This is a genomic window from Sphaerisporangium sp. NPDC051017, from assembly GCF_040683095.1.
GTDB lineage: Bacteria > Actinomycetota > Actinomycetes > Streptosporangiales > Streptosporangiaceae > Sphaerisporangium.
Genome location: NZ_JBFBCI010000028.1, coordinates 87365 through 103932, shown reverse-complemented (window position 1 = coordinate 103932; position 16568 = coordinate 87365). Strand labels below are relative to the sequence as shown.

13 protein-coding genes are annotated in these 16568 nt (G+C 68.0%); 7 read left to right on the top strand and 6 right to left on the bottom strand.

The features are described from left to right. Positions 1-578: 578 nt before the first annotated feature. The gene (locus AB0M95_RS22595) at positions 579-2438 is read right to left on the bottom strand and encodes an alpha/beta fold hydrolase (RefSeq protein WP_363767800.1); all 1860 of its coding nucleotides are present in this window, start codon (positions 2436-2438) and stop codon (positions 579-581) included. Between the two features lie 1049 nt (positions 2439-3487). Here AB0M95_RS22595 and AB0M95_RS22590 point away from each other — a divergent pair. From AB0M95_RS22590 to AB0M95_RS22575, 4 genes are all read left to right on the top strand, one after another. After that, positions 3488-3745: a hypothetical protein gene (locus AB0M95_RS22590; RefSeq protein ID WP_363767797.1), complete on the top strand. Its 258-nt coding sequence runs from the start codon at positions 3488-3490 to the stop codon at positions 3743-3745. 90 nt (positions 3746-3835) lie between these two features. Then, on the top strand, positions 3836-4519 hold the full coding sequence (locus AB0M95_RS22585) for an amino acid permease (RefSeq protein WP_363767794.1): 684 nt from the start codon (positions 3836-3838) through the stop codon (positions 4517-4519). Positions 4520-4647: 128 nt separating this feature from the next. Then, complete coding sequence (locus AB0M95_RS22580) at positions 4648-5397, top strand: glucose 1-dehydrogenase (protein ID WP_363767791.1); 750 nt, start codon at positions 4648-4650, stop codon at positions 5395-5397. 34 nt (positions 5398-5431) lie between these two features. Further along, positions 5432-6163, top strand: a complete 732-nt coding sequence (locus AB0M95_RS22575; RefSeq protein WP_363767788.1) for an SDR family oxidoreductase — start codon at positions 5432-5434, stop codon at positions 6161-6163. A 242-nt stretch (positions 6164-6405) separates the two neighbouring features. On the opposite strand, the gene AB0M95_RS22570 is transcribed toward AB0M95_RS22575, so the two are convergent. From AB0M95_RS22570 to AB0M95_RS22550, 5 genes are all read right to left on the bottom strand, one after another. Further along, positions 6406-7440 carry a serine hydrolase domain-containing protein gene (locus tag AB0M95_RS22570; RefSeq protein WP_363767785.1) on the bottom strand — a complete coding sequence of 345 codons (1035 nt, stop codon included), beginning with the start codon at positions 7438-7440 and terminating at the stop codon, positions 6406-6408. A gap of 3 nt (positions 7441-7443) precedes the next feature. Then, complete coding sequence (locus tag AB0M95_RS22565; RefSeq protein ID WP_363767782.1) at positions 7444-9828, bottom strand: PEP/pyruvate-binding domain-containing protein; 2385 nt, start codon at positions 9826-9828, stop codon at positions 7444-7446. Continuing rightward, entirely contained in the window at positions 9825-10967 is a 1143-nt protein-coding gene (alr, locus tag AB0M95_RS22560) for an alanine racemase (protein ID WP_363767779.1), read from the bottom strand. Before alr ends, AB0M95_RS22565 begins: the two co-directional genes overlap by 4 nt. A gap of 4 nt (positions 10968-10971) precedes the next feature. Next, positions 10972-12363 (bottom strand): UDP-N-acetylmuramoyl-L-alanine--D-glutamate ligase, encoded by a 1392-nt coding sequence (gene murD / locus AB0M95_RS22555; RefSeq protein WP_363767776.1) that lies wholly within the window; start codon positions 12361-12363, stop codon positions 10972-10974. 113 nt (positions 12364-12476) lie between these two features. Next, complete coding sequence (locus AB0M95_RS22550) at positions 12477-13964, bottom strand: UDP-N-acetylmuramoyl-L-alanyl-D-glutamate--2,6-diaminopimelate ligase (protein ID WP_363767773.1); 1488 nt, start codon at positions 13962-13964, stop codon at positions 12477-12479. 103 nt (positions 13965-14067) lie between these two features. Here AB0M95_RS22550 and AB0M95_RS22545 point away from each other — a divergent pair, with 103 nt between their 5' ends. From AB0M95_RS22545 to AB0M95_RS22535, 3 genes are all read left to right on the top strand, one after another. Continuing rightward, the gene (locus tag AB0M95_RS22545; RefSeq protein ID WP_363767770.1) at positions 14068-15645 is read left to right on the top strand and encodes a hypothetical protein; all 1578 of its coding nucleotides are present in this window, start codon (positions 14068-14070) and stop codon (positions 15643-15645) included. After that, positions 15602-15871, top strand: coding sequence for an NUDIX domain-containing protein (locus AB0M95_RS22540; RefSeq protein WP_363767767.1), 270 nt, complete (start codon positions 15602-15604; stop codon positions 15869-15871). Before AB0M95_RS22545 ends, AB0M95_RS22540 begins: the two co-directional genes overlap by 44 nt. Before the next feature lie 344 nt (positions 15872-16215). Then, positions 16216-16560 (top strand): hypothetical protein, encoded by a 345-nt coding sequence (locus AB0M95_RS22535; RefSeq protein WP_358512310.1) that lies wholly within the window; start codon positions 16216-16218, stop codon positions 16558-16560. Positions 16561-16568: the final 8 nt, after the last annotated feature.

Here is a 16568-nt window from a genome sequence, read left to right as displayed (position 1 = left end):
CCTGGCGAACAAGATGACAAGAGCCCGGTGAACCGAGAGGTTCACGCCGGGATCCGTGGGGGCCGGGAGGGGAAGTTCCTCCCGGCTACCCGACCTGCCAAAAGCGACGGGCGGCATCTGTACCAGCCGTCACACCACCACGCGGAACGTGAACGATCTTCTCAAACACGCTCTTAATCAGCGGGTCCGGGGGTTCGAGTCCCTGGCGGCGCACCGCACAGAAACCCCAGATCAGTGCGGCGGTTCCGGGTGAGCCGAATGTCGGCCGGCCGGTGGTATCGGGCCTGGGAAAGCGGCGGTGCGGCAGTGCTGGCCTCCAAGGGAGCCGGTGGGGAGAAGTGCCGCCTGGACGAGCGTCGGCTGGCCCGCCGTCCCGGCCCAGTCTGAGCAGGATGCGGCACTGCACGCCGAGCCGGGATGGAGCAGGGGTCGAGAAGATCACTTCCCCGGACCCCGTTCCCCGACGGACGTGACTCGGCGTGTCAGGGACCGAAGACTTGATCATTCGGTGAAGCTGGGGTTCTGAGACCAGGCTGGCCAGCCGAGCGCTTACATGATCGGATGTCGTCAAAGGCGGCTTAGTGTAGTTCGCGGGCCTCGAACGGCGTGCCGTCGAAGGTGCCGGACAGTGCGGGGCGCTCGTGCGCGGTGAACGCCTTCCAGGCCAGCTCCACCTGGTACGCCCGCCCGTCCTGGGAGCCGGGTGCCAGGACGCTGAGCGAGGCCGTGGCTCTGCCCTCCGACGTGAGCGCGATCTGCCCGCTCACCGCCACCCCGGGCACGAAGGCTGCCTTGTCCAGCGTGATGATCCCGTCCCCAAAGGTGACGCGCCCGCCGCGCAGCCCCGGCTGATTCGTCAGCCGGCCGTGGAAGAGGTTGTAGGGGTTGCGGCGGGCGACCGTGTCGGCGGCGGTGGCGAAGACGGTCGCGAGCACCCGCCGCCGTCCTGCGTCCAGACCTACGGCGGGCACCGGCGCGACCTCGTCCAACGACCTGGGGAACGCCCCGAGCGCGCGGTAATTCTCCGCGGTGCACCGCGCCTGCGGCACCCGGTGATGGAGCACGAACGACCGCAGCGCCGCTCGCACACATTCGCCGGCCTCGCCGGCTCCCCAGGCGAGACTGTGCGTGCCGAAGGGGACCCGTACGAACGTCGCATCAGGGAAGACCCGCATCGCAGCGCTCACTTCCGCGGGTGTGTGCGTGTCGAAGTCGCCGCCGACCACCATGACCGGCACGCCGGGCAGGTCCGCGCCTGGCGGCAGCACCGGGCTGTGCCGCGGCGTCGGCCAGTTCACGCAGAATTCCAGGCTCTTGCGCACGTCCAGCCCCAGGTCGGCAGGCGTGTACGGCGCCAGCGGCCGCTCGCGCAGGTAGTACCGCTCAAGCTGGTCCAGCCGCTCGGCCGGGTCCGTGTCCCGGCCGAAGGGGAAGCTGCCGTCGCCGCACCGGTAGGCCAGGTACCCGGCCCACTCCGCGCCCTCGATCGGCTGGCTCGGAGCGCCGGCCAGCACGCGGGTCAGCCGCCGCAGCGGCTCGGGATCGCCGGCGAGGTAGGAGGTGGCGGCGGCGTTCACCTCCCGGCCGAACACCGGCTCGTTCACCCGCTCCACACTCCTGAGCGCGATGAGGGGCACCTCGGGGTCGGGGTGTTCGCGCAGATGCGCCACCAGGCGCGCGTAGGTGCGGCGCGCGTCACCCGGCAGCGCGCGGCAGGCCCGCGACCTGTCGCAGACCAGGTCGAGCAGGTCAGGGCGGGACCGCATGGGCCACAGCGCGTACCCGTCCGCCGAGGTGAGCATCGTGCTGTCCAGGAACGCCGCGGCCAGACCCTCCGGGTGGCGGGCGGCGTACGCCTGGGCGTAGGCGGTGCCGTATGAGTTGCCGTAGAAGGTGACCGCGCCTGCGCCGAGCGCCCGGCGTACCGCCTCCATGTCGTGCACCGCCTGGTCGGCCGTGAAGAAGCGAGCACGCGAGCCAAGATGAGCCGAACAGGCCGCGATCGTGTCCGGCTCGGTGAGCTGCAAGCCCGGGCAGAGCAGCGGGGAGGACTTGCCCAGCCCGCGCGGATCGACGACGAGGAGGTTCTGGTGGTCGAGCACCGGGCCGAGCACCTGCTGGATGCGCGGCAGGTCCGGCAGCGCGGGCAGGGGACCGCCGGGGTTCGCGAGGATCGTGCCGGTCGCGCGTTCGGCGGCCGGGATCCAGGCGAAGGCGACCTCGATGCGCTCGGAGGAGGGGTCGCTCCAGTCCAGTGGCACCGCCAGCGTGCCATCGCACCGGGCCACGGCGCGGGCGCACTCATGCGGTTCCTCCAGCGAGGATCGGACCTGGACACGTTCGAGTGAAGATCGGGCCTGGACAGGTGGAGCAGCGGGCAGGAGCGTCGCCGACAGGGCGAGACTCGCGACCATGCCTGTGAGGGTGACGGAGATCATGTCTCCACCCTCGCCCGCGGAATCCGGCGGCTCTTCCGCCGGAGGGAGGAGTTCGCCTTGGGAACAGGGTCCTACTCCGCATGGCACGCCAGTGCCCTAGCGGAGAGCCCGTTGGTGTCGACGATGCGACAAATCGGATGGTCAAGGCCGGCAATCGTCCGGACGGTTGCTCGGTGGTTGCTCTTCGGCCATCGGAACGCGCGAACATGCAGCGGCATTCTTGGACATTTCGAAAGCAGTAAAACGGAACGGAGCGATACAAAGAGTTGTATTGAGGCAGGATCTGGCATCAAAGCTAGCGACTCTTAATCAGCGGGTCCGGGGTTCGAGTCCCTGGCGGCGCACCGCACGAAACCCCAGCTCGGTGCGCTGAGCTGGGGTTTCTTGGTTCTCGAGGACTCTCGGACGAGGTTGAGAGCGGCCGTTGGTCGCTCCCTGGTTCGGCATGGTTCCGGCGAACGACGGGCGTTCCAGTGTCCGCGTCGCCCCGCGTTCGTCAGGTCAGACCCAGGATGTCCCACGCGGCACGCACGTTGATCAACGGGATCACGGCGGTGTTCGCCATGGCGCGGGCGTGCCGCCAAGGCGTCGTGCGGCGGCCGAGGCGTGCGGTCGGCGGTTAGGGCGTCGGGTGGTGGCAGGGGCTTGTGGTGGCCGGGGTGTACGGCGGCGAGGGCGTCAGGTGCGGGCCGCGGGGCTCGTGAGGATTGATCCGCGATCGACATAACAGTAATTCGGATTCGGACAAATCGCCGATTGTGGAGCGAAAACCATTGACCCTCGGTTATGGCGACCTTACGTTTCCATTCACCCTGAGTGCCGTGTCCCAGCCTCGGTGAGGCAGGAGGCATGGCTGTCACATCCTGTAACACCTGTGATAAAAATCCACACTAACGTTCGTTAGGTTGGCCGTGTAGCGGCACACCCCTGCGGGCCTGGAGCGACCTCAACAGCGGTGTCCGTGGCGTCGGCGAGGCCCGGATCCATCCATCGTTCTGGGGGACCTCGGCCGCGTCCCGTCGGCGCCCCGGCCCGCCGACCCGGGCGGTATGCACCTCGCGTTTTACGTGGAGGACATCTACGAGGTGGAGCGGCAGCTCAAGCAGCGCGACGACATCAGGTTCCTCTGTCCCGTCGTACGGGAGGAGGGCGGTCCACTCGACGGCCTGGACTGGGCGTACTTGCTGACGCCGTGGGGACTTGTCATCGAGCTTCTGCGGTGGCGTCCCGGCCAGATGCCCTACGAGGCGACCACGGCCAAGCGCATGGTTCCCCCGCCCTGGCTCCGGCCCGGCGGTGCGCGATGACGCATCGTTGTCCACCAAGGTGGCCTGACGGCCTGCGACTCCGTCAGGCCCGCCGCTCTCCTTCGCTCCTGAGCGCAGAAGGGACTGGCCGTGACCGCTGAATCGACCTCTGGACCCGCTGCCGGTCTGAGCGAGGCGAATGTCACCACCATGTTCAGCCAGTTGACCTCCACCTATGTCGGGAAGGTCGTCTCGGACGTCGTGACCGTTCTGGTGGTCACCTCCTCGTTCGCCTCGCTGCTCTCCCTGCACAACGCCGTCACCCGTTACGGCTATTCACTCGGTCGTGACGGCGTTCTGCCACGCCACTTCGGCCGAGCGCACTCCCGGCACCACTCGCCGTACTACGCCTCGACGGTGATCAGTGTCATGTCACTGATCGCCACCGCCGTCATCGCCGCCGCGACTGGATTCGACGGCGCGGGCGTCGACGCCTACACCATCTACATTCGCGTCAACGGGCTGGGCACCATCGCCGTCCTGTTCCTGATGTGCTGCGTCTCGCTGGCGGTCCTCGGCTACTTCCGGCGGCACCGGACGCTTCGAGCCGGCCGAGCGTGGTCCACGCTCGTCGCGCCGGCGCTCGGCCTGCTCGGGCTCGTCGCGATCTTCGTGCTCGCCCTCGCCAACGTCGGTGCGCTCATCGGCGCCTCCACCGGCGTGTCGATCGTGCTCACCGCTGTCCTGCCGCTGGTCTTCGTCGCGGGGCTCGGCCACGCGCTCCGTCTGCGTTCCACCGACACCGCCACCTACCAGAAGATCGGACGCCAATGACGTCGGCCCGGCCGACACGGGCGTCGACCCGATCGACGCGGGTGCCCGCGCCGCGGTCTCGAACATCCTGGGCAGCCGTGAGCACGTGCGACCTTGCCCATCGCACCCTGTGGGAAGGAGCCTTCTGAATGACCGCACGCCTGGACGGAAAGATCGCCATTGTGAGCGGCGGCGGCCGCGGCATGGGCGTAGCACATGCGCGCGCGCTCGTGCGGGAAGGCGCTCGTGTGGTGTCCTTCGACATCCACGCCGGCGAAGGCCCCGCGCTCATGGACGAGTTGGGGGAGGAGCGGTTCTCCTTCCTGAGCGGTGATGTGACGGGCGCGGCCGACTGGGACACCGTGGTCGCGCATTGTCGCGAACGCTTCGGCGGCCCGAACGTGCTCGTGAACAACGCCGGGATTTCTCCCGTGCACGCTCTGGAGAGCGTGAGCGAGGCCGAGTACCGGAAGGTCGTCGACATCAACCAGGTTGGTACCTTCCTCGGTATGCGCGCCGTCGTCCCGTGGCTGCGCGAGGCCAGGGGCGGGTCGATCGTGAACATCGCTTCCACGGCGGCGCACGTGGGGTTCGCCGACCTCTTCTCCTACGTCGCCTCGAAGTGGGCGGTGCGCGGCATGACGAAGGCTGCGGCGCTTGAGTTGGCCCGGTTCGGGATCCGGGTCAACACCGTGTGCCCGGGGGACACCGACACCCCCATGCTCAGAGCCGTCGCCGGCGCCTCGGGCGACGCGGTGCCGCCGCCCGAGGAGCTCCCCATGGGGCGCTGGGCGCGCCCTGAGGAGATCTCGGCCGTGGTGGTCTTCCTCGCCTCTGACGAGTCGTCCTACATCAGCGGCAGCGACCTCGTCGTCGATGGCGCCTTCACCGCGCAGTGACCGCCCGGCGACCGGACTTGGACGAGGAGAACCCATGGGGTCGGTAGATGGCAAGATCGCGATCGTCAGCGGTGTCGGCAGCGGGATGGGCACGGCTCATGTACGCGCCCTCGTCGCCCAGGGGGCCAGGGTCGTCGGCTTCGACGTCAAGGTCGGCGACGGAGCGACCTTGGCCGAGGAGCTAGCGGATGATCGATTCATCCTGCTTGAGGGCGACGTCCGCTCGGCGGCCGACTGGAAGCGCATCGTGGAAGTGTGCGAGACCCGATTCGGTGCGCCATCGGTGCTCGTGAACAATGCCGGGATTCTGGGCCTCAATCGGGTCGAGACGGTCACGGAGACTGACTACCGCACCGTCATCGACGTCAATCAGATCGGTACGTTCCTCGGGATGCGAGCCGTGGCCGGGCCCATGCGCCGCCAGGGCGGCGGCTCGATCATCAACATTTGCTCCACATCGGGCCTGGTCGCCTTTGAGAACAACTTCTCCTATGTCGCATCCAAGTGGGCCGTTCGGGGCATGACCAAGGCCGCGGCGCTCGAACTCGCGCGGGACGGGATCAGGGTCAATGCCGTCTGCCCTGGAGAGACCGACACGCCGCTTATCAGGGCTGACCCGACGGTCTCTCCCCCCACCGGGCTGCCGTTCGGCCGATGGGCGCGTGCCGAGGAAATCGCCTCCGCCGTGGTGTTTCTTGCCTCTGACGAGTCGTCGTACATGACCGGCAGCGACGTTGTGGTGGACGGGGCTTACACGGCCAGATAGATCGGGGCGGGTGAGCCGCCTTTCGCTCTTTCCCAGGGCTCGGCCGCGGGTCGGCGCGGGGCAGCTCCTCGCCCGCGCCGAGACGAACACCATCCTCGGCCTCGTCGCTGAGCGCTACTCCCCTGTCGAGCTCGCCGAAGAGCCGATCGAGGTGCGCACCGACAGGCTCTTCCGCGACTGCTGGCAGGACTGGACGGCATCCCGACCCCCGGGGGTGTGGGTTCCGGCCTGGCCCGTAGAAATCACCCGAAGATCGCCGCGCGGAAGACCCCGCGGACGTTCATGATCGGTGTGCGGTCAGAGCTGTAATACAGCTTGTTGGTGAGCATGACAGCCCATCTATCCTGCTTCGGCGACAGCCACATGCCGGTCCCGGTGAAGCCGTAGTGGACGTATACGACCTCTTGACCGGGCGGGGGGAACCAGAACAGGCCCCATGGCGGGGTGAGATCTCCGGTATGGACCTGCAGGGACTCGGCGAGCCAAGCAGGGCCGAACCCGGCCCGGTCAGGATCGGAGCCAAGGGACAGAAGGTGCTGCAGGAACCGGGTCAGGTCCGGCAGCGTGGAGAACACCCCCGCGCTGCCGCACACTCCGCCCAGCAGACGGGCCGAGTAGTCATGGACAACACCCTTGAGACGGGTGCCTGTGTCTGAGTCGAGCTCGGTGGGCGCGCATCGGCTCCGATCGGTGGCCGGCAGCGGGCCGAAGCGTGTGCTGGTCATGCCGAGCGGTTTCCAGATCCGTTCGGTGGCGAGCTGGTCGAGCGGGGTAGTGGTGAGGTGCTCGGCCAGGAAGCCGAGGATGAGTCCGGCTCGGTTGGTGTATTCGACGGCCTCGCCTGGTGGCCGGTGTAGCTGCTCGCGCAGGATGCCGTCACGGATGCTTTGAGGGTCGGTGCCGTACAGGTTTTTGAGGTTGGATCGGAGCGGCAGGCCAGCGGTGTGGGTGAGTAGCTGGCGGGCGGTGACCTGGCCGATCGGGTAGTCGACGACCTCGGGCCAGATGGTGGCCAGCGGGTCGTCGAGAGGGAGCATGCCGTCGTGCCAGATAGTCCCGATCACTGTCCACACGGCGAGGATCTTGGTGAGGCTGGCGACGTCGAAGAGCATGTCCGATCGCATCGCGGATGTGGGGTTGGTCGGGTCCGCCAGCCCGCAGGCGCCGAAATCGAGCACGGCGTCGGCGCTGCCGGTTGCCCAGACCGCACCGGGAAACACCTGCTGGTGTACAGCCTGGTCGAATTGCTCGGCGATGGTGTCGTGGAAGTCGAGCATGGCTCAGCCTGGGATGATGCGCTGCTGCGCGCAGTCGAGGGTGATGGTGCCCGCATGGGCGAGGTGGTCGAAGATGTCGCGTCCGCATCCGATCGCCGCCGGGATGCCGATCTCCGTGCATCTGATAGCCATGTGAGAGGCGGCCCCGCCGTACTGGGTTATCAGTCCTGCGATGTTCCGGCAGAACAGGAACTCGTAGCCGGGGTCGGCATTCGTGGTCAGGACGATCCGCCCGGTCAGATCGACGTCGGCGAGCTGCGTCTGCGCGAGCAGGACGGCCGGCCCGGTGATGGTCTTGTTGGTGATGAAGTTCGGCGCCGAACGGCCGGTGACGACATCGACATCCCAGAGCCCAGAGATCACGTCGGGAAGATGAACAAGGCTCTGCGCTTGGTAGATGCGGCGCCGATCCTCCGCGACGTGCCGCAGCCGGTCAGTATCGCGGGAGGTGACAGTGGACGTCGCGCAGGCCAGTAGGTCCTCCACCGTGAGCCAGGAAAGGCAGGCAGCATCCAGGTCGTGCTGCTGCCCGAATGCGCTGATGAGGTCGAGCGCGTGCGAGAGGTTCGCCGTGAACTCGAATTTGTACCCTTCACGGCGCACCTGGGCTTCACGTATGAAGTCGAGCAGCGTTGAGGCGTCGAACTCGAACCCGGCGTGCTCCAGGTGGTCGTCAATGTCTCCCATGACGCGGGCGGGCAGCACACCGGTGGCCGGCGCTTGGCGCCTGTGCTGTGAGCCCACCCCGGACAGGTAGAGGTGGGGTGCTGCCGCGTAGCTGGGGATCGTGATGTCGTACGTGCCGGGCCTGAGGTGCCCGTACCGGGCCAGGAAGTCCTCTTGAGGTAGATCGCCGTGCTGGCATGCGGCCAGGTCTGCCGCGAATCGTGTGGAGACGGTCTCGATGCCGGCCAGGAACCCGTCGTGCTGCTCCTGGTCGATTACGCCCGTGGTGAGCAGCGATCGCCAGAGCGCGACCCCCATGAATGTCCCTCTGACCGCCACGGCGAACGGCAACGTGCCGAAGTGCAGGCAGTCCTCCAAAAGGGCGTCGGCGAGGAACAGAGGGTGTTCCTCGCCGATCCGGTCGAGCAGTTCGGCCCGACGGGCGGGAAGCTGGTCGATGCGGTAGTGCATGTGGGAGCGGACGCCGCGCAGGTCCCGGATCACGCTGTTGGTCAGCCTGAGGAGGCTGCCGCGCAGCTGGTCGATCTCCTGCGGCGTGAAGCCTGCTTCGGCCATCGCGGTGGCGTGGGTGGAGAAGTCCAGGTCTAAGACGCTGGGACAGACGAGGAACTCGATCTTGTCGTGGGCTTGTGGGGCGCGACCGAGGCGGGCCAGATAGAAGTCCACCAGGCTGTTGCACAAACCGTCATCGAGGTCCGCGGGCAGGTAGGAGTTGAGGTCTGCCCTCACGTCGATGTACGGGTGACCCGCCAGGGTGACCATGAGCTGGTGAGGTGCCGGGTTGCGGTATCCGAGTCGGGCCCGAGCCTCGCGCCACACCTCCCGCGTGATGAGCCGTTGATATAGCGACAGCGCCAGAGGGCGAGGATGTGACCCGATCATCTCGGCCGGGTTCCAGTCGGCCATGGTGCTGTACACGCCGCCGTAGCTGCCGCACAGGCCACCGCGGGGGCGCTTCTGCCCGTGGATGGCGTCTTTGATCTGGGCGATCTCGGCGGCTACACGCGCGTCCTCGTCGGTACGGTCACGAACCCCCACTTGCAGCGGACGGGCTTGGAGCATGTACAGGTGTCCCGAGCTCACGGCGAACTCCACGTCCAACTCGGTTCCGGTGAGCTGCACCAGTTCCCGGACAGTGGCGGCCACCGCGCCCAACGGTGGCCGCAGCTCCGTGGCGAAGACGTCATGGTGTATGCGCACCCCCTCAGGGACGGCGCCGACGCCGCTGGTGACGGTGTCGGTGAGCTTGCCCTCGCTGTAGTTCACCACCAGATACGGCGCACCGTTCAGGTCACGGCTGAAGGCAACGCCGCTGGCGGTGACATCGGCCAGCATTGGTTGAATGAGCACCTCGAAGTCGTCGACATCCTGCCCGTGGCGGCGCGTGTAGCTGGAGATGACGGCCTCGACGGCATCGGTGACAGCGGCGATCTCTGATGCGGGGACGTGGAGCACGCTGGCGTAGAGGCCGGCGGCGGAGTGGGTGTCTGTGTCCTCGTCTGGCGCACTGCTGCGCACGATCAGCTCCTCGTCAGGGAAGGCTTCACGTACTGCGTCGATGACGCTCTGCTGGTCGTTCCTCCACTGGGCGACGGTGACGGTCACCTGATCCAAGACGGTTGCCGTGGTCAGCGCGCCGCGCACCCGGGCGAGCGTCTGGGCCTTGGTGCCGAGGACGATGGGGATGGTGGCAGCGGTCATGCGGAAAGCTCCATTGGGGCATGCGGGGTGATGACGGTGCGCGGGAAGGTGGGAGCGACGCGAGTAAGTACGTCGCTGTTGATGGTCCCGGCGAGGCGAGCCCACTCCTGAGCGTCGATGGCGCGGACCCCCTGGGCTCCGATCAGGGTGACGGCGTCTCCGAGGGCGGCCTGCGGGATGTCGGTGACGTCGACCGTCAGGTGAGTCATCCCAACGGTCCCGATGATCGGCGCGTGGCAGCCGTGAATCAGCACACGGCCGGCACCCGCGAGCACCCGCGGGATGCCGTCAGCGAAACCCGCGGGCACCACGGCGACGACCACAGGCTCCAAGGTGCGGTAGGTGGCGTCGTAGCCGATGCTCGCGCCGGCGGGCATCTCGCTGACGTGCGCGATGTGGGAGGTCAGCGACAGCACCGAGCGCAGGCCGATCCCGAGGGGCGCGGCGGCGTAGGCCGGTGCCAGGCCGTACAGCAGGGCGCCAGGGCGGACCATCTCTAGCGGGGTGTCGTTGTGCAGGCCGGCGGCGAGCGCGGAGCTGGCCAGCGCATGCCGCGCAGGACGGTGCCCGAGCACCTCGACGACCTTCTCGTACATTCGCTGGAATCGCTGGAGTCCGTCAGCGAGCGAGTCACGGCAGGTGCCGCCCAGGTGGGTGTACACGCTCGCCACCACCAGGTGGTCGAGCATGGTCAGGCGCTCGATCTGGGCGACGCCGGCGGGGGTAGGCGCCCACCCGTACCGCCCCAGTCCGGTGTCCACCTCCAGGTGAACTGGCGCCCTCCGGCCGAGGCGGACGGCGGCGCGGTGCAGATCCCGGGCGGCGGCGAGCGTGGACAGAGACGGACGTACCCTGCGCGCCACTAGCTCGGCCATTGCAGATGCGGAGGTCGGCGATAGGACTGTGATTGGCGCACGGAGTCCGGCCTCCCGCAGGACGCATGCCTCCTCGGGAGTGGCTACGGCCAGCTGGTGGACACCGTGGTGGACGAGCAGCCGGGCGGCGGGGACCAGACCGTGTCCGTAGGCGTTCGCTTTGACGACGCCCATCACCTGCGCTGTCCCGCTCAGGTGGCGGACCGCGCGGATGTTGTCTCGTATCGCTGCCTCGTCGAGGCAGACGCGTATCCGCTCGGCCACGTCCTCACCTCGCGGGCAGCAGGGTGGAGCTGCGCGCGCCACAGAGCAGACGCACCTGCTGTTTGAAGAGGGAGCCGCGCGTGCGGTGGTCAGGGAACATGTCCTTGCTGTTGGCGCCAGGCGAGAACAGCACCACGTCGCCGGGCTCGGCCACTTTGACGGCCTCCCTGATCGCCTCGGCCAGGCTGGTGGTCTCGGTGATGGCGGTCATGCCGTGCGCACGCGCCGCCGCGACCGTGCGAGGCCCGGTCTGTCCCAGCGTGATGAGATGGCGCACCCGACCAGTGAGGGTGGCCGCCAGCGGGGTAACGTCGGCTTCCTTGTCGTCCTTGCCTCCCGTGATCAGCACGATCGGCTGGTCAGGAAAGGCGTCGAGGGCGTGCAGCGTGGACCACGGATTGGTGGCCTTGCTGTCGTTGTAGTAGTCGACCCCGGCGGCGGTGGCGACATGCTCGATGACATGCTCGCGCCCTGGATAGCTTGTGGCGACGTCGCGGATTGCTTCGACGGGGACGCCTTCGCGCAGGCCGACTGCCATCATCGCCATGATGTTGGTCAGGCTGCCGGGCACCTGCAGCTCACGCCGGGAACACACCGTGACCTGGTCCCCGTCGTAGATCGCCGCCACCTGGCCGCGTTCGAGGAACACCCCTTCACGGCCGGCGGGCAGCGGTCCGCGGGTGCTGAAGAAGATGGCGCGGCCGAGACTGGACTCGGCGATCTGGCGGCACACCGGGTCGTCGAGGTTGGCGATCGTGGCGTGGTCAGGGGTGTGGTTGCGGACGATCCGTGTCTTAGCCGCGACGTACTGCTCCCACGTGTAGACGTCCATGTGCTCGCGGCGGACGTTGGTCAGCACCGCTGTGCGCGGTGCGAAAGCGTGGCAGTTCTCCAACTGGGCGGCGGAGACCTCGATGACCGCGACGTCGTCGGCCTGCATAAGGGAGGCCGACGAGGTGAACGGGTGGCCGATGTTTCCGGCGACGAGCGCGGTACGGCCTGCGGCGCGGATCAGGTCGCCGATCAGGACGGTTGTGGTGCTCTTGCCGTTCGTGCCGGTGATGGCCGTGATCGGGCACGGGCAGACGGCGGCGCCGAGTTCGATCTCGCTCCACACTGGGATGCCGCGCATGTGCGCCTCGTGCAGCACGGGCAGGTCGCGAGGGACTCCAGGACTGCGGACGATCAGGTCGAAGTTGGCGCAGCTCGGAGGCGCCTGGCCGAGGCAGTAGAAGATCGGGAGACCGGCGAGCCGAGTCAACGCCGAGGCAACGTCATCGCGGTCGCGGATGTCGGTCACGGTCACCGGCCAGTCGCGCGAGGCACACAACGCTGTGGCGGCTTCTCCGCTGGCTCCGAGTCCAAGGACCAGGATGCGGGCATGACTAAGGAGCATGATGACTCCAAGGGGGGAATGGCTGGACGGAGCGGCCGAGAGACGAGAAGCGCCGGCCGGATGGCGGCCGGCGCCGTTGGCGGGATGACGCCGGATAGCGGCGTCGTCCCGTCCTAGAAGGACTGCGTCGCGCTGGCGGCGAGCTCTTGCACGGTCTCCATGTCGTCGAAGTGCACCTGGCGGTCGCCGACGATCTGATACGTCTCGGCACCCTTGCCCGCGATCAGGATGACGTCGTCCCGCTCGGCCACGGCGAGCGCCCGCGCGATGGCCGCCCGGCGGTCGGGGATGCGCTCGTAGTCGGTGCCGGTTGCGGCGAGTCCAGGGATGATCTGGTCGATGATGGCGTCGGGGTCCTCGCTGCGCGGGTTGTCGCTGGTGACGATCACGTAGTCGCTGTTCTTGCCCGCGATCTCGCCCATGGGGGCGCGTTTGGTCGTGTCCCGGTCGCCACCGCAACCAAACACCGTGATGACGCGGCCAGCGGCGACGTCTCGGATCGTCGTGAGTACCTTCTCCAAGGAGTCGGTCGAGTGGGCGTAGTCCACGATCGCCGACACTCCGGCCGGGGTCTGGTACGACTGGAACCGGCCAGGGATCGGAGGCAGCTGCCTCAGAGCCCCCAGGACGGCCTCCAGGTCATGCCCCAGCAGATGGCTGGTGGCGATCACGGCCAGCGAGTTGTAGACGGCGAACCGGCCGGGGATCGGTACGCGCGCCTCATACTCGCGGTCGGCGTGGTGCAGGACGAACCGGGTTCCCGTGGCGTCAACGATCAGGTCCGTGGCCCGGAAGTCTGCAGTTGCGTCGTCCAGGCCGTACGTGGTCGTCGCGTCCGGCATCAGCCTGACGATGTCCGCGGTGACCGGGTCGTCCGCGTTGGCCACCGCCCGCTTGCACAGGCCACCGAAGAGCAGCAGCTTGGCCTGCGCGTACGCCGCCATGGTGCCGTGACTCTCCAGATGGTCCGGCGTGAGGTTGGAGAAGACGCCGACGTCGATGTCCGCGCAGTCCACGCGGTGCAGCTCCAGGGCGATCGAGGACGCCTCCATGACAACGGTCCCGGCCCCCCGATCACGCATGCACCGCATGATGTGGTGCAGATCGACCGACTCGGGAGTGGTTGGGGTGGTCTTGTCCACCTGGATCGGCTCGTAGGCGACACGGTAGCCGTCGGTGCCGATCACGCCAACCCGTTGTTTGGCCCCGAGGCGCAGCACCGCCTCGACCATGTAGCTGATCGAGGTCTTGCCGTTGGTGCCGGTTACGGCGATGACGTTCATCTCACGGGCGGGCTCCCCGAAGTAGCGGGAGGCCACGGTGGGGACCGCCGCCCGGGTGTCGGCCACCTGCACGACGCACACGTGCGGTGGTACGGGCTGCTCGATGAGGTGTTCCACCAGGATGGCGATCGCGCCCCGTTCGACGGCATCCTGGATGTGCCCGTGCCCGTCGCTTCGGGTGCCCCGCATCGCGATGTACATGGACCCGGCGGTCATCCGCCGAGAGTCGTAGGCGATGCCGGCCCGGACATCTGTCGTCTCTGGATCGCCCTGGACCACGTGGTGGTCGTACCCGGCGAGAAGATCATTGAGTTTCATGCGGCTCCCTTTTGGGGGTTAGCCTGCCCGAGCAGGCTGGCCTGCGTCTGAGCAACGCGCTGGGGACGTCGGAGTGTGCTGCTCACACGATGGGCCAAGGGCCATGGTCGCGGTAGAGGGTGCCGTGGTGCGGCCGGTGCGGTTGACCGTTGAGTTGGTGCGCTTGGTGCGTTTCCGTTCCGCGCCGCAGATCCCGGCGTACATTCAGAGTCAGCTTGCCTGTGCTTCCTCCTGCTGGAAGGCCCGTTGCATGGCCCGCACTCGCACCGCTGGGGATCCGTCGGCAGCGCCCAACCTGTCGCTCAGGGGGCTGCTCGACCAGGTTGGATGGCGCCCCGAGGCTCTTGCCCGGAGAGTCAACGCCGTTCTCGAACAGCCGCCTTGGAAGCGCCGTATCCACGAGAAGACGCCCTACAAGTGGTTGCGCGGCGAGGTGCCGCATCCCCCCATCCCGGACATCGTGGTGGACCTGCTCGGACAGGCCATCGGGCACCCTGTGGCGCACGACGAGGTATGGCCGACCACAGTCCGAAACGGTCGTCCCCAGCCCTGGCGGGTAGAGGACCTCGACGTACCGTGGGATCACACGGGACTGCTGCAACTCTTGGGAGCGTGGCCTGGCATGCTGACGCGACGCACGTTTCTGGCCCTGAGCGGCGCGGCGCTGACTGACCCTGCCTGGCAGTGGCTGGACGCCCCCGTCCCCGTTCCGGCGCGAGGGGGAACCTCCACACAGGTTCCGCCTCCGCTCCTGCCCATCATTGACGGCATGGTGGCCGGCGCCCAGCAGCTCGACGACAAGCACGGGAGCGCCGCGGCTGATTTCGTGGCCGGCCAGTTCGCCACGGTTGCGCGGATCGTGCGCCGCAGCACGTACGACGCCGAGACGGGGCGGCGCCTGTGCGCCGCGCTTGCCCAGCTCGCCCAGACATCCGGCTGGATGGCTCAGGAGGCCGCCCAGGACGGTCTCGCGCAACGCTGGTATCACCTCGGTCTGCGTAACGCTCACTCCGCCGGAGACCGCAGCCTGGCCGCCAGCATCATGGCGCTGATGAGCAATCACGCCACAGCGCTCGGCAGGCACCGTGACGCGCTCCAGCTCGCTGCCGCTGCCGGGGAGGCCGCATCCCAGACTCCCGCCGCCGTACAGGCGTTGATCGCCGCGCGTAGTGCTCTGGCGCACGCAGGCGCGGGCGATCTGACGGGGGTCGAGCGTGCCCGTGCCCGTGCCGCCGAGCTGATCAACGACGCTGATGAGCGGCCGACGTGGGCCAGGTACGTTACGGCGACAGAGGTGGACGCGATCGCCGGGAGGGCTCTCGTCATGCTGGCCCGCCACGTCCCCGGACGCCGCCAGGGCAGCCTGATTCGTGATGCCGAGACGCTCCTGCGTGAGCGCGCCCTGGACCCGGCTGAGGATCATCGCAGGTCGGCCCTACGACACGGAGCCTGGCTGAGCCTCGCCTACGTCCGCGCAGGCGATCTTGATCTAGCTGTGCAGATAGGTTGCGTTGCACTGGACCGCCTGCCCATGGTGACCTCGGCCCGGTGCCTCATGTTGCTGGCCGACCTCCGTGCCGACCTGGCCCCGCACGCTCGGCGATCCCACAAGGTGCACAACCTGGTCAACTCGCTAGATGCACACGTGCCTCGGCCGCCCAGCGCTACCCGCGCAACGTGAACGACCGCGGCTATCAGCGCCTGCTCAACCATGCCGAGCGCGACGGAATCGCACGCCTTTCCGTTGGGGGCGCGGCCACCGATTTGGCAAGGGGCGGACCCTCCTGCTGCGCCAAGCGCCGGGAAGCGCTGTGCCGGGCCTGTGGGAGATGCCCTGCGGGCAGGTGGAAGAAGGCGAGTCGCCGGAGCACGCGGCGGAAAGAGAACTTCGGGAGGCGGCCGGCTGAGGCTGCGACCGTTGAGGCTCCCGCGTTCGGTTCCGCAAGGAGGCGAACAACGACCGCGGAGCCTCGCTCATCGCGAAGACCGGCCGCGACCGCCCGTTGCCACGGGCCGCCCGTACCGCCCCACCGCCAGGCCACCACCCGAACTAGCGTCCGGATGGTTCGGTGTGCGGAGCGTGATCCATGCGGACGGGGATCGGGACCGCGAGATTCGGCTCGCTTTCCTGCCCTTCGCGTTGCCTGGTGATGCCTCCGGCCGCTTCAACCGCTGATCAGGTGGCTCCCTCACCCCGGACAGCGAAGCCGGGAACTACAACCAGCGGGACGATCTTCCCTAGCCTGGAGCCATGACTAATGCTTCAGACGGTGATGAGTTCACCGAAACCGGATACGCCGTGCTCGTCTACTCCAACGAGCACCACCCCTCAGGGTCTACCTACCCTCCACGCCCGAAGCAATGGGCCCACATTGCCGACCTCGACCGCTACCCCTTCGACGTTGAGCAGGAGTTCCAGACGTACGAGATCGACCTCAACCTGTTCGACCACCTCGTGTACGTCGTGCCCAAGGACGACTACGACCCGGGCCAGGAGCCGCGCGGCTACAGGACGTTCGGGCCGGTCCAGTTCGAGGCGACGCCGAACGAAATCGCCAAGATCCGGGCCGCTGCGGGTCAGGAGGGCGAAGACTGACAGGGCGG

Coding starts and splice junctions, on each gene's coding strand:
- AB0M95_RS22535 (WP_358512310.1), top strand. CDS start 16,216: ATGACTAATGCTTCAGACGGTGATGAGTTCACCGAAACCGGATACGCC.
- AB0M95_RS22575 (WP_363767788.1), top strand. CDS start 5,432: ATGGGGTCGGTAGATGGCAAGATCGCGATCGTCAGCGGTGTCGGCAGC.
- AB0M95_RS22565 (WP_363767782.1), bottom strand. CDS start 9,828: ATGACCGCTGCCACCATCCCCATCGTCCTCGGCACCAAGGCCCAGACG.
- AB0M95_RS22590 (WP_363767797.1), top strand. CDS start 3,488: ATGCACCTCGCGTTTTACGTGGAGGACATCTACGAGGTGGAGCGGCAG.
- AB0M95_RS22595 (WP_363767800.1), bottom strand. CDS start 2,438: ATGATCTCCGTCACCCTCACAGGCATGGTCGCGAGTCTCGCCCTGTCG.
- AB0M95_RS22550 (WP_363767773.1), bottom strand. CDS start 13,964: ATGAAACTCAATGATCTTCTCGCCGGGTACGACCACCACGTGGTCCAG.
- murD (WP_363767776.1), bottom strand. CDS start 12,363: ATGCTCCTTAGTCATGCCCGCATCCTGGTCCTTGGACTCGGAGCCAGC.
- AB0M95_RS22580 (WP_363767791.1), top strand. CDS start 4,648: ATGACCGCACGCCTGGACGGAAAGATCGCCATTGTGAGCGGCGGCGGC.
- AB0M95_RS22545 (WP_363767770.1), top strand. CDS start 14,068: ATGGTCGCGGTAGAGGGTGCCGTGGTGCGGCCGGTGCGGTTGACCGTT.
- AB0M95_RS22570 (WP_363767785.1), bottom strand. CDS start 7,440: ATGCTCGACTTCCACGACACCATCGCCGAGCAATTCGACCAGGCTGTA.
- AB0M95_RS22540 (WP_363767767.1), top strand. CDS start 15,602: ATGCACACGTGCCTCGGCCGCCCAGCGCTACCCGCGCAACGTGAACGA.